Origin of the sequence: Aeromonas sp. S19(2024) (assembly GCF_041402625.1) — a bacterium.
In the GTDB taxonomy this organism is placed as follows: Bacteria; Pseudomonadota; Gammaproteobacteria; order Enterobacterales; family Aeromonadaceae; genus Aeromonas; species Aeromonas caviae.
The window spans coordinates 396,820-409,278 of sequence record NZ_JBGLQU010000002.1; the positions used below are offsets into that span (position 1 = coordinate 396,820).

The 12,459-nt window shown below is 64.4% G+C and carries 12 protein-coding genes; 7 read left to right on the top strand and 5 right to left on the bottom strand.

Annotated elements, in window-relative coordinates; translation table 11 throughout:
- Nucleotides 1-145: 145 nt before the first annotated feature.
- Genes trpCF through ACB037_RS06195 form a run of 4 tightly spaced genes read right to left on the bottom strand, consistent with a single transcriptional unit; the run spans nt 146 to nt 4,901 of the window.
- Nucleotides 146-1,651 carry a bifunctional indole-3-glycerol-phosphate synthase TrpC/phosphoribosylanthranilate isomerase TrpF gene (gene trpCF, locus ACB037_RS06180; RefSeq protein ID WP_371175048.1) on the bottom strand — a complete coding sequence of 502 codons (1,506 nt, stop codon included), beginning with the start codon at nt 1,649-1,651 and terminating at the stop codon, nt 146-148.
- Nucleotides 1,651-2,664 carry an anthranilate phosphoribosyltransferase gene (gene trpD, locus ACB037_RS06185; protein ID WP_113736249.1) on the bottom strand — a complete coding sequence of 338 codons (1,014 nt, stop codon included), beginning with the start codon at nt 2,662-2,664 and terminating at the stop codon, nt 1,651-1,653. The genes trpCF and trpD overlap by 1 nt, the downstream gene beginning before the upstream one ends.
- 10 nt (nt 2,665-2,674) lie before the next feature.
- Complete coding sequence (locus ACB037_RS06190) at nt 2,675-3,274, bottom strand: aminodeoxychorismate/anthranilate synthase component II (protein WP_039039194.1); 600 nt, start codon at nt 3,272-3,274, stop codon at nt 2,675-2,677.
- Nucleotides 3,267-4,901 (bottom strand): anthranilate synthase component 1, encoded by a 1,635-nt coding sequence (locus tag ACB037_RS06195; protein ID WP_041213211.1) that lies wholly within the window; start codon nt 4,899-4,901, stop codon nt 3,267-3,269. Before ACB037_RS06195 ends, ACB037_RS06190 begins: the two co-directional genes overlap by 8 nt.
- A gap of 424 nt (nt 4,902-5,325) precedes the next feature.
- On the opposite strand from ACB037_RS06195, the gene ACB037_RS06200 reads away from it, so the two are divergent.
- The 7 genes from ACB037_RS06200 (at nt 5,326) to tesB (ending at nt 11,107) form a co-directional block, all read left to right on the top strand.
- The gene (locus tag ACB037_RS06200; protein WP_039039192.1) at nt 5,326-6,207 is read left to right on the top strand and encodes a PHP domain-containing protein; all 882 of its coding nucleotides are present in this window, start codon (nt 5,326-5,328) and stop codon (nt 6,205-6,207) included.
- 125 nt (nt 6,208-6,332) lie between these two features.
- On the top strand, nt 6,333-6,953 hold the full coding sequence (locus ACB037_RS06205; RefSeq protein WP_010673702.1) for an L-threonylcarbamoyladenylate synthase: 621 nt from the start codon (nt 6,333-6,335) through the stop codon (nt 6,951-6,953).
- The gene (locus tag ACB037_RS06210) at nt 6,946-7,827 is read left to right on the top strand and encodes a ScpA family protein (protein ID WP_010673703.1); all 882 of its coding nucleotides are present in this window, start codon (nt 6,946-6,948) and stop codon (nt 7,825-7,827) included. Before ACB037_RS06205 ends, ACB037_RS06210 begins: the two co-directional genes overlap by 8 nt.
- Before the next feature lie 41 nt (nt 7,828-7,868).
- On the top strand, nt 7,869-8,561 hold the full coding sequence (gene scpB / locus ACB037_RS06215; protein ID WP_102948670.1) for an SMC-Scp complex subunit ScpB: 693 nt from the start codon (nt 7,869-7,871) through the stop codon (nt 8,559-8,561).
- On the top strand, nt 8,554-9,477 hold the full coding sequence (rluB, locus tag ACB037_RS06220) for a 23S rRNA pseudouridine(2605) synthase RluB (protein ID WP_039039190.1): 924 nt from the start codon (nt 8,554-8,556) through the stop codon (nt 9,475-9,477). The genes scpB and rluB overlap by 8 nt, the downstream gene beginning before the upstream one ends.
- Nucleotides 9,478-9,690: 213 nt before the next feature.
- Nucleotides 9,691-10,062: an endonuclease domain-containing protein gene (locus ACB037_RS06225; RefSeq protein WP_039039189.1), complete on the top strand. Its 372-nt coding sequence runs from the start codon at nt 9,691-9,693 to the stop codon at nt 10,060-10,062.
- Between the two features lie 181 nt (nt 10,063-10,243).
- Nucleotides 10,244-11,107 (top strand): acyl-CoA thioesterase II, encoded by an 864-nt coding sequence (tesB, locus tag ACB037_RS06230; protein WP_041214836.1) that lies wholly within the window; start codon nt 10,244-10,246, stop codon nt 11,105-11,107.
- Between the two features lie 63 nt (nt 11,108-11,170).
- On the opposite strand, the gene ACB037_RS06235 is transcribed toward tesB, so the two are convergent.
- On the bottom strand, nt 11,171-12,346 hold the full coding sequence (locus ACB037_RS06235; protein WP_042014198.1) for a dicarboxylate/amino acid:cation symporter: 1,176 nt from the start codon (nt 12,344-12,346) through the stop codon (nt 11,171-11,173).
- Between the last annotated feature and the right edge of the window lie 113 nt (nt 12,347-12,459).

Consider the following 12,459-nt stretch of genomic DNA (forward strand, 5'->3'; position numbering starts at 1 on the left):
CTTGGCGGGCTGAGGCGTATGGCTGGGGCACATACATGTCATCGACGAAATTCACCGAAAAACGGATTGAGCAGGGTCATACATTATTCCTTGTGCTTATGGGCAAACGCAGTTCATTAATTCGTTGAATGAGTCACGGGGGCGCTCACAGTTGGCGCAGGGCGCCAAAGGCGGCCGTCAGCTTGTGAGCATCCTTCCTGCCTGGGGCACTCTCCACCCCGGAGTTGAAATCAAGGCCGAGACAGCCCACCCGGGCGGCCTCGAGGGCGTTGTCGGGGTTGAGGCCCCCCGCCAGCATCAGCCGGGCTTTATCGAGGTGGGCCAGCAGGGTCCAGTCGAACGCCTGACCGGTGCCGCCGCTCTGGCTGCCAACTTTGGTATCAAGCAGCAGGCGATCCGCCGGGTAGTCGAGGGCTGGCAGGGGCTCGCCACTTGTGACTCCAACCGCTTTCCAGATCTGGCAGCCTGCCGGCAGCAGGGGGCGCAGGGTCTCGATATAGGCGGCGTCTTCATCCCCGTGCAGTTGCACGGCGGCGAGCCCCAGCGCATCCACCGTCTTGGCGATGGTGGCGGGCTGGGCATTGCGAAACACCCCGACGTAAGAGAGCGGCGCACCCGCCATCACGGCGCGGGCGGCGGGAATGTCCACGTAGCGCGGGCTTTTCGCCACAAAGATGAGGCCGCCGAACACGGCACCCGCCTGATGGGCGGCGGCGGCGTCCTCGGGACGGGTCAGGCCGCACACCTTGTTCTGGCCGAGCACGAGCTTGCGTACCGCGGCCTCCAGATCCGGCTCCGCCATGAGGGAAGAGCCCACCAGGAAGCCCTTGGCGTGGTGGCGCAGGGCCGCCACCTGGGCGCGGTGGTTGATGCCGGATTCGCTGATCACCACCCGATCCCCCGGGATCCTGGCCGCCAGCTGCCGGGTGCGGGCAAGATCGACGCTCAAATCCCGCAGATCCCGGTTGTTGATGCCAATCACCGGGGCGCCGAGGTCGATGGCGCGGGTCAGCTCCTCCTCGTTGCTCACCTCGGTGAGCACCCCGAGGCCCAACTCTTTCGCCACTTTGAACAGGGCGCGATACCCCTCGTCGGTGAGCACCGAGAGCATCAAGAGGATGGCGTCCGCCTGATAGTGGCGGGCCAGATAGACCTGATAGGGGTCAATCATGAAGTCCTTGCAGAGCACCGGCTGCTGGACGCGGCCCCGTACCCGGGGCAGGAAGGCGAAATCCCCCTGGAAGAACTTCTCGTCCGTCAGCACCGAGATGACGGTGGCGTAGTGGCCATAGATGTCGGCGATGGCCTCCGGGCTGAAGTCGTTGCGGATCAAGCCCTTGGAGGGGGAGGCCTTCTTGCACTCCAGAATGAAGCGGGTGGAGCCTTGGCGCAGATCCCCCTCGAAGTCCCGATCGCTCGGGGTGAGCGCGTCCTGGAAGCTCGCCAGGGGCTGGCTCTCCTTGCGGGCGGCGACCCACTCCTGCTTGGCCGCCACGATCTTGCCGAGAATGGTCTGGCTGATGGAGGCCATGTTCAGAAAGGCGTGGGGAGCAATGACATCTGACATCTCGTTATCCTTGCGAAGCTGGCTGTTGCCCGTCGGGCGTTCTGGGTGAGTGCCCCTGGGGCACGCTGTGGTGGTGGCTGACATCATGCCTCCTGATGGCTCAGGGTGGCGAGATCCCGGGCGAGGAGGGCGGCCTGGCCGCTTGCCAGCACCGTCAGCACCCGGGCGGCGGCCTGCCGAAAGTCCGGGGCCTCGCCCGCCATGACCAGGAGCGGCGCCACGTTGGCGGCGATGGCGGCGTTGTGGGCCGGGCTGCCGCGCCCTTCCAGGATGGCGGCGGTGATGGCGCGGTTCTCCTCGGGCTCACCGCCCTGGATGGCGCTGACCGGGTAGGTGTCGAGGCCAAAGTCCGCCGGGGTGAGCAAGTACTCGCGAATTTCGCCGTCGCGGATCTCCGCCACCTGGGTCGGGCCGTGGATGGCAATCTCATCGAGGCCGGCGCCGTGCACCACCATACCGGTTTTCAGGCCGAGTGCCAGCAGGGTTTCGGCGATGGGGCGCACCAGCTCGGGGGCATAGACCCCCATCAGCTGGAAGCTGGGGCGAGCGGGGTTGATGAGCGGCCCCAGCACGTTGAACAGGGTGCGGGTCTTGAGGGCCTGGCGCACCGGCATGGCGTGGCGCACCCCGGCGTGGTACTGGGGGGCGAACAGGAAGCAGACCCCGAGCTCGTCCAGGCAGCGGCGGGCCTGGGCCGGGCTCATGTCGAGCTTGATCCCCATCTTGTCGAGCAGATCGCTCGACCCCGACTTGCTCGAGACCGAGCGGTTGCCGTGCTTGGCCACTTTCAAGCCGCAGGCGGCGGCCACCAGGGCCGAGGTGGTGGAGACGTTGATGGTGTTGAGGCCGTCCCCTCCGGTGCCGACGATGTCGCAGAAGGCATAGTCCGGGCGCGGGAAGTCGCGGGCTTCGGCCAACAGCGCCTCGGCGGCGCCGGCGATCTCCTCCGGGGTCTCCCCCTTGATCTTGAGGGCGGTCAAAAGGCTCGCGAGCACGATGGGATCCACTTCACCACGAACCACCTGGCCGAAGGCATCGCGGGCGGCGTCGCGGGTGAGAGACTGACCCTGATAGAGGGTATTGAGATGTTGATGCATGGTCTCTTCCTTACCGCACGTGGCTTTCTGGACGGGTGACATGGGCGAGGGCCTGGGTGAGCAGGCGGGCCCCTTCGCTGGTCATGATGGATTCCGGGTGGAACTGGAAGCCCAGCACCCGCTCGTCACGCTGCTCGATGGCCATGGGCATGCCCTGATAGTGGGCAATCACCTGCAACTCTTGTGGCACATAGGTGGCCACCAGGGAGTGGTAGCGGGCCACCGGCAAGGGGCTCGGCAGCCCCGCGAAGGCGCCATGGCCGTTGTGCTCGATGAGGGAGCGCTTGCCGTGGACGATTTCCCCCGCCGCCCCGACGGTGCCGCCGTAGGCTTCACACAGGGCCTGATGACCGAGGCAGATGCCGAGGATGGGCACCCGGCCCCGGGCCAGCTTGATGAGATCGATGAGGCAGCCCGCCTCATGGGGAGCGCCCGGCCCCGGGGAGAGCACCAGCACGGCGTCCCCTTCGCAGGCGTCGATCTCCTGCATGATGCGGCTCGCAGGCAGGCTGTTGCGGTAGATGCGCACCGGGTAGCCCAGGGTGCGGAACTGGTCGACGAGGTTGTAGGTAAACGAGTCGAAGTTGTCGAGCAGGAAGATGTTAGTCATGGCTCACGTCCTTGTGTTGTTCCTGCTGGGCGCTGAGGGCCTGCAGGGAGGTGCCATGGCTGGCAGCGATGGCGGCCAGCACGGCCGCCGCCTTGGCGCGGGTCTCGTCCGCCTCGGCCTGGGGTTTGGAGTCATAGACCACCCCGGCGCCGGCCTGGACATGGGCGACCCCCTCTTTCACGAAGGCGGAGCGGATGACGATGCAGGTGTCCATTTCCCCTGCGCCGTTCAGGTAACCCACGGCGCCGCCGTAGCTGCCGCGACGCTTGCCTTCCACCATGCGGATAAGCTCGCTGGCGCGCAGCTTGGGGGCTCCGGTCAGGGTGCCCATGTTCATGCAGGCCTGGTAGGCGTGCAGGGCGTCAAGGTCGGCGCGAAGGGTGCCCACCACCCGGGAGACCAGGTGCATGACGTGGCTGTAGCGATCCACTTTCAGCAGATCCTTGACGTAGCGGGTGCCGGGGGCGGAGATGCGGGCGATGTCGTTGCGGCCCAGATCCACCAGCATCAGGTGCTCGGCCACCTCTTTCTCGTCCTGACGCAGCTCCAGCTCGATGCGGCCGTCCAGATCCAGGTTGATGCTGCCGTCCGGGTTGAGGCCGCGGCGGCGGGTACCGGCGATGGGGTACATCTCCACCTGGCGGCTGTTGGCGCAGAACTTGACTGCGCTCTCGGGGGAGGCGCCAAACAGGGTGAAGCCCTCGTCCTGCACGTAGAACATGTAGGGGCTGGGGTTGGTCTGCTTGAGGCGGCGATAGGCGGCGACGGGATCCGGGCAGGGGAGGGAGAAGCTGCGGGACGGCACCACCTGGAAGATGTCACCACGGCGGATGAAGCCCTTGAGCTTCTCGACCTCGGCGCAGAACTGCTTGTCTCCCTTGTCGACGGCCAGGGCGCCGGTCAGCGGCGCCGTGCCCTGCGGCGCAGGCAGCGGCTGCTGACAGGCCTGTTTGAAGGACTCGAGGCGAGCGGTCAGGCGGGCGTAGCGCGCGTCCAGCTGCTCATCCTCTTCGCCACCGAACAGGCAGGCCAGCAACTGGGTGCTCTGCTTGATGTGATCGATGGTGATCAGGGTCTCGGCCACATAGAAGCAGTAGTCAGGGCAGTCGTTGCTCCCCTCTGGCACCTCGGGCAAGTCTTCAAAGGAGGCGATGAGGTCGTAGGCGAAGCTGCCCGCCATGAAGAGGGCCTCTTTGCCCTGCTGGCATTGCAGCTCCCGCTGCAGGGTACGCAGCACGTCCAGCACGCTGCTGCCCTTGAGGCGGCTGTCTTCGTCAAGCTCCCGATCGGACGCCGGGAAGTCGAGGTGCAGCTCGTCCGCCACCCGGGTCTGGGTGATGACGGCGGGCAGGCGCTGCTCCAGCAGGCGCAGCAGGGCGGCGCCGTTGTCGCCGAGGGGGCGCACCTGCACGGCGCGGCCGCGGCACTCGATGCGCAGGCAGGCGTCCACCAGCAGCAGGCTCTGGGTACCGGCCTTGGAGTCGATCTCCACCGATTCGAGCAGTAGGTTGTTGGGTCTGTCCTGGCAGAGTCGGGTATAGAGTGCCAGGGGGTCTGTCACATAGGGGGCATTGAGCCGGATGGTATCGAATTCGCCCAGGGGCAAACGGGTCTTGTTGCCTGTCATAATGCCTTCCCTTGCATGTGTTGTGTGTCACCGATGGTCATGGCGCTGTCTCTCTTGAAAATGGGTCGGGTTCGGGTCACGTCAGCGAGTTCGCCATCGCCATGTCAGTGTGCTTCTCTGAATTGTCGGTTTCATCACAGGTCCATTTGCCGGATAATAAAAAAGCCCGCTGGGGTCAGCGGGCTTTTTCTTTGGGTTCTTAACTTGCTGTCAGATTACAGGTACAGCAACGACCACACGCCCGCATGTCAGGGAGTGTGCCACCACCAGATGGTCAGGATGGAAGTCGCTTGCATGAGATTGAGTCCTGTAAAAAGATGTTTGCAATGAAGTGCCTACAGAAAACGATAAAGCCGCGGCCAAGTCAAGTCGCTTTTTTGCCGGCCTTTTCCAGGCAGGTCCCAAACAAGAGCGAAACACGCCGATGAGATTCGATCTTCATTGCCACACCACCGCCTCGGACGGGGTGCTGAGCCCCGCCGACCTGGTGCGCCGCGCCGCCGAAAAAGGGGTGGAGGTGTTAGCGGTCACTGACCACGATACCCTCGACGGGCTTGAGGAGGTGCGCCAGACCATCTCGGCCGACCAGTTGCCACTGCGCCTGGTGAGCGGGGTGGAGATCTCCACCGGGTGGGAGCATCACGAGATCCACATCGTGGCCCTCGGGGTGGACGAGAAAAATCCCCAGTTGCTCGCCTTTCTGGCAGGGCAGCGAGCCCGCCGGGAGGCGCGCGCCGAGGAGATCGGGCGTCGTCTGGAGAAGTGCCTCATCCCGGGCACCTATGAAGAGGCCAAGCAGCTTGCCGGTGACGCCGCCGTGACCCGGGCCCACTTTGCCCGGGTGCTTGTGGCGCGCGGGGTGGCCGACAATATGCAGAAGGTGTTCAAGAAGTACCTGAGCCGGGGCAACAAGGGCTATGTGCCCGCCGAGTGGCCCGGGATGGGGGAGGCCATCGAGGCCATCCACGCCGCAGGCGGGCTGGCGGTGCTGGCCCACCCGAGCCGCTACAATCTCACCGCCAAGTGGATCAAGCGGCTGCTGGTGGCCTTCAAGGCAGTCGGGGGGGATGCCATGGAGGTCTCCCTGCCCCAGCAGAGCCCCCAGGAGCGGGCGAATCTCGGCCAGTGGGCCAGGGAGCACGATCTCTATATTTCGGTGGGGTCCGATTTTCACTTCCCCTCCAACTGGACCGAGCTTGGCCGCCACCTCTGGCTCCCCAAGGAGGGGATGCCGCTGTGGCTCGGTCACCCCGGTCATTTCGGGCTCACCCCCGAGGAGCATGCGGGCCTGCTGGCCAGCCGCTGACCCCCCTGGCCGGCATCTTTGATGCAGGCGAGTCTGCGTCAAACAGGTTAAGGTAGTGTCATGGGCCAAGGGGCCCTTGACCATGAAGCGGGCAACGAGCGTGCCCCCTATCGCGAGAAGAGCATATGAGTCAGCATTTTTACGTACATCCCGACAATCCCCAGGTTCGCCTCATCAGCCAGGCGGTGCAGATCCTGCAAAACGGCGGCGTCATCGTCTATCCCACCGACTCCGGCTACGCCCTGGGCTGCCAGATGGGCAACAAGGATGCTTTGGAGCGCATCTGCCGCATCCGTCGCATCGAGCCGAACCACGACTTCACCCTGGTGTGCCGGGATCTCTCGGAGATCTCCACCTATGCCAAGGTGGACAACACCGCCTTCCGGCTGGTCAAGAACAACACCCCCGGACCCTACACCTTCATCTTCAAGGCCACCAAGGAGGTGCCGCGTCGCCTCATGAACGAGAAGAAGAAGACCATCGGCATCCGGGTCCCGGCCAACAACATCGCGCTGGCCTTGCTCGAGGCCCTCGGTGAGCCGCTGCTCTCCACCACTCTGATCCTGCCGGGCTCCGAGATGGCGGAGTTCGACCCCGAGGAGATTGCCGACAAGCTCGGCAAGCAGCTGGATCTGGTGGTCAACGGCGGGTATCTGGGCGAGCAGCCCACCACTGTGGTGGATTTCTCCGACGACGAGCCAGTGCTGCGTCGCCGCGGTGCCGGGGATCCGACGCCGTTTGAGTGATCTTGCCGACCCCGTGCCCGCGCTGACAACCCCCGCGGGCACGACGGGGGAGGCTTCCCTTCCCCCGCCCATCGCCACCGTGCTGGGGCAGCCCTACCATGAGCTGCCCCAGGACTTGTTCATCCCCCCCGATGCGCTGGAGGTGTTTCTCGACACCTTCGAGGGGCCGCTGGATCTCTTGCTCTACCTCATCCGGCGCCAGCAGCTCGATATCCTCAACCTGCCCATCCTGCAGATCACCGCCCAGTACATGGAGTACGTGGATCTGATGCAGGGTCTCAACCTCGAGCTGGCGGCGGAATACCTGCTGATGGCGGCCTGGCTCGCGGAGATAAAGTCCCGCCTGCTGCTGCCCAAGGCCCCGGAGCTGGAAGACGAGGAGGAGGGAGAAGACCCTCGCGTCACCCTCATTCGTCGCCTGCAGGAGTACGAGCGCTACAAGCTGGGGGCGGAGCGGGTCAATGCCCTGCCGAGGGTGGAGCGGGAGATCTTCGTCGCCGCCGCCATGGCGCCGGATTTTGGTGCCTTGAAGCCATTGGCGCCCGATGTTTCTCTGGTTGAACTCGCCCTTTACATGCAAAGTGTGGTAAAACGCGCGACTCATTTTGAACATCACCAGATCCGCCGCGAGCAGATCCCGACCCGGGTACGAATGGCGGAGATCCTCGCCATGCTCTCCCTGGGCCAGACCCTGCGCCTGGAGCAGGTGCTGCGGGCCGAGGAGGGGCGCATGGGGGTGCTGGTGACCTTCCTGGCCCTGCTGGAGCTGTGCAAGGAGCAATTGATCTGGATCTTGCAGGCGGAGCCCCTGGGCCCCATCCATTTTGCCCTGGCCAGTCAGGGGAAAGGGGAGGAGCATGAGCATCTACACTGAGCGAGGGGCGGCGCCAGGGGCGTGGACCCGGGAGGTCCACCGTGGCGCTGCCTGCTGAACGATTGAAGACCCTGATCGAGGCGGCGATCTTCGTGGCGGGGCGTCCCCTCACGGTGAGCGAAATCAAGGGCAGCGTGCTCTCGGACTACCCGGTCACCGGCCGCTATGTCCAGCTGCTGCTGGCAGAGCTCAGACAGGATTACAGCGAGCGGGGGGTCGAGCTCAAAGAAGTGGCCTCCGGCTGGCGTTTCCAGGCCCGCCAGGAGTATGCCGAGGAGCTGTCGCGCCTGTGGAGCGAGCGGGCTCCCCGTTATTCCCGCGCCGTGATGGAGACGCTGACGCTGATTGCCTATCGTCAGCCCATCACCCGGGCGGAGATAGAAGCCATCCGCGGGGTGGCGGTGTCGAGCCAGATCGTCAACACCCTCAAGGAGCGTGGCTGGGTGCGCAGCATCGGCCACAAGGAGGTGGCGGGTCGCCCCGAGCTGCTCGCCACCACCCGTGAATTTCTGGACTATTTCAACCTGCAGAGTCTGGAGCAGCTCCCCGAGCTGGATCCCGAGCTGCAGGCCCCCTTGTCGCTCATGCCGGGCGAGGGCGGTGACGGTCAGCCTCTGGCAGGCCGTGCTGAGCATGAACATGGTGGGGAGGCCAACGGGGCCTTCTCACAAGAGCCAAGGTTGTCCGCGATGTCGGCGGGCAGCGATCAACAATCAGGTAAACCCGATGAGTGAAAAACTGCAAAAAGTATTGGCCCGCGCGGGTCAAGGCTCCCGTCGTGAGATGGAGGCCCTGATCACCGCAGGTCGGGTCAGCGTGGATGGCAAGGTCGCCACGCTGGGGGATCGCGTCGAAGTGAACGCCGTGATCCGGGTGGATGGCCACCAGGTCAAGACCCGCGCCGCAGAGGAAGTGATCTGCCGCGTGCTGGCCTACCACAAGCCCGAAGGGGAGATGTGCACCCGCCACGATCCGGAAGGACGTCCCACCGTGTTTGATCGTCTGCCCAAGATGGATGGCGCCCGCTGGATTGCGGTGGGCCGTCTCGACGTCAACACCTCAGGCCTCTTGCTGTTCACCACCGACGGCGAGCTGGCGAATCGGCTGATGCACCCGAGCCACGAAGTGGAGCGGGAATACGCGGTGCGCGTCTTTGGCGAGATCACCGAAGCCATGCTGCAGCGCCTGCGCAAGGGCGTGCAGCTGGAAGACGGCATGGCCAAGTTCAACAAGATCAAGCCGGCCGGCGGTGAAGGGCTGAACCAGTGGTTCAACGTCACCCTGACCGAGGGCCGTAACCGGGAAGTGCGCCGCCTGTGGGAATCCCAGGAAGTGCAGGTGAGCCGCCTGATGCGTATCCGCTACGGCGACGTCAAGCTGGATCGCGGCATCCCCCGCGGTGGCTGGCAGGAGCTGAAACTCCCCGAGGTGAACTACCTGCGCGGCCTGGTCAACCTGCCCAACGAGACCGAGTCCAAGGTCGATTTGCAGCAGGATGGCAAGAGCACCCGCCACAAGCAGGCCGCCCAGATCCGTCGCGCCGTGAAGCGCCACAAGGAGATGCAGGGCAAGGAGCCGCGCGCCCGTGCCACCACCGCCCGTCGCAAGCCGACCTCCTCCACCCGCAATTCCGGCACCGGCAGCAAGTAAGCCGCCGCCACGGGTCGCTCGCCCCGGACACGCCACAAGCCCGCATCCCAAGGTGCGGGCTTTTTTGTTTTCTGCTCCTGCCGGGCTCCTTGAGACTGAATCGCACAGGGGAGAGAAAGGGCCAGACAAGCTCCTCCCCCTTTTGAAGGGGGAGGCTGGGAGGGGGTGAGTAGTTGTTATGCTGACAGGGGTCATAGTCGGAGGAATACTGTCATGAACGAGAAGCCAGTTCGTGTTTTCAACCGCGAGGCCACGCTGGATAAACGGCGTGAACAGCGAAACAATCCAACAGAGCCTGAACGGCGATTGTGGCAGGCGCTTCGGGCTGGGCAACTCGGAGTCAAGTTTCGCCGTCAGCAAGGTATAGGCCCATACATTGCGGATTTTTACTGCCCCGGGCGGTTGTTGGTCATTGAGGTTGATGGCGACAGCCATTTCGACATGCGGGGTTTGCGTCATGACAAGCGACGGGATGCCTACATGGCGGCCCTGTCGCTGACGGTACTGAGATTTAGCAACAGGGAGGTGATGGAAAATCTACCCGGGGTGGTTGTCTCTATTCGCGCATGGCTTGATCGCGTCTGACCCCACCCCAGCCCTCCCCTTGCCAGGGGAGGGGGCCAGAGTGCCCTCTGTACGGGCTGGAAAGCGCCATACACTTCCCTTTTTTGAAGGGGAGGAGGTTGCAGACGGGGATGTGCATCAGGATGGTTGCCCTGCCGGGACGGGCTTGTTAGCCTTTCGCGCACAAAGACAGGAGAAACCAATGAGCAAGGTACTGGATGAGCTGCTGGCGTTGCTGGCGCTCGAAAAGATCGAGGAGGGCCTGTTTCGGGGCCAGAGCCAGGATCTCGGGTTGCGATCCGTGTTTGGCGGACAGGTGATGGGGCAGGCCTTGTCAGCCGCCAAGCAGACGGTGGCAAGCGACCGCCAGGTCCACAGTTTCCACTCCTACTTCCTGCGCCCCGGGGATGCCAACAAGCCCATCGTCTACGACGTGGAGAACATCCGCGACGGCCAGACCGTCTCCACCCGCCGGGTCAAGGCCATCCAGAATGGCAAGCCCATCTTCTACCTCAACGCCTCCTTCCAGGTGGAAGCCGAGGGCTTCGAGCACCAGGCGAAGATGCCGGGCGGCATCACGCCTCCCGAGCAGCTCAAGAGCGAGCTGGAGCTGGTGCGTCCCTACGAGCAGATGATCCCGGCGGCCCTGCGGGACAAGATCCTGTGCGAGAAGCCCATCGAAATTCGCCCCGTGACTCTGGTGGACCCCATTCGCCCGGATGTCCACGAGCCCCTTCGCTACACCTGGTTCAAGGCCAATGGCCCGGTGCCGGACGATCAGCGGGTCCACAACTACCTGCTGGCCTATGCCTCCGACTTCCACTTCCTGTTCGCCGCCCTGCAGCCCCACGGGGTCTCCTACTGGGAGCCGGACATGCAGGTGGCCACCATCGATCACTCCATGTGGTTCCACCGGGAGTTCCGGCTGGACGACTGGCTGCTCTACGTGGTGGACAGCCCGAGCGCCAGCGGCGGTCGGGGTCTGGTGCGCGGCCAGTTCTTCACCCGGGATGGGGTATTGGTGGCGAGCACCATGCAGGAAGGGGTGATCCGTCGCCGGGGCTGAGACGCCCTCTTGCGCCAACGAAAAACGGGAGCCGATGGCTCCCGTTTTTTATTGCCTGCGCTATCAGGCTGCGTCCTGCTCGGTGCTGAGTGCTGGCTCGCCCCGGGCGAAGCGGTCGGCCCACAGGGCGATGACGCCGTCACCGGTGACGTTGCAGGCGGTGCCGAAGCTGTCCTGGGCCAGGTAGAGGGCGATCATCAGGGCGATGGAGGCCTCACCGAAGCCGAGCATGGAAGTGAGCAGGCCGAGCGCGGACATGACACCGCCACCCGGTGCGCCCGGCGCGGCAATCATGATGACGCCCAGCATCATGATGAAGGGCACCATGGTGCCGTAGCCCGGAATGGCCAGGTGTTCGGAGAGGAACATCACCGCCGTGGCGCAGGTCACCAGGGTGATGGTGGAGCCGCACAGGTGGATGGTGGCGCACAGGGGCACGGTGAAGTTGGCGATGCCGTCGCTCACGCCGTTGCGCTTGCTGGCTTGCAGGGCCACCGGAATGGTGGCGGCGCTGGACATGGTGCCAAGGGCGGTGAAGTAGGCGGGCAGCATGTTCTTGATGAGCATGACGGGGGAGCGCCCCTGGGCGAGGCCGGTGCCGACGAACAGGACGCAGAGCCAGATCCAGTGCATGACGATGGCCATCACCAGCACCACTCCGAAGGTCTTGAGGGTGGCGAAGACGGTGCCTTCCACCGTCATCTCGACGAAGACGCCGGCGATGTAGAAGGGGAGCAGGGGAATGATCACGCGTGCCAGCAGGCGGTCGATGATGTCACGGCCCTGATCGGCGACCCGGCGCAGGTCGGTGGCCTGGGTGGCGCTGATGCCGATGCCGAACACGAAGGCGGCGGCCAGGGCCGACATCACCCCGAACAGGGGCGGGATCTCGAGGTTGATGTAGGAAGCGAGCTTGGTGGCTGCCTCGGCGGTGGGCTCGGCGGCCGTGGTCAGGTGCGGGATCAGGTGGCTCGCCACGGTGAAGGCGAACAGGCCCGCCAGTATGGTGGAGCAGTAGGAGAGCCCCACCGTCTTGCCCAGCAGCTTGCCGGAGTTCTTCGGCAGGCTGGCGATGCCGCTCATGATGAAGAAGAGGATGATGAGCGGGATGGTGAAGGTGATGAGCTGGCCTATCACCGTCTTGGCGGTGAACAGCACGCGGGCGACCCATTCGGGGGCATAGAGACCGAGCAGCAGGCCGGCGAGGATACCGGCAACCAGATTGAGAACGAGTTTCATGGGGGAATCCAGGTGTTGGTGTCTGATTTGTTATTTAATTTTGATTTTAATGCCGCTTTTTAACACAAACACCGCATCTTGTCTGCTTTATGGTGGTTAACTCAGGGTTAAAT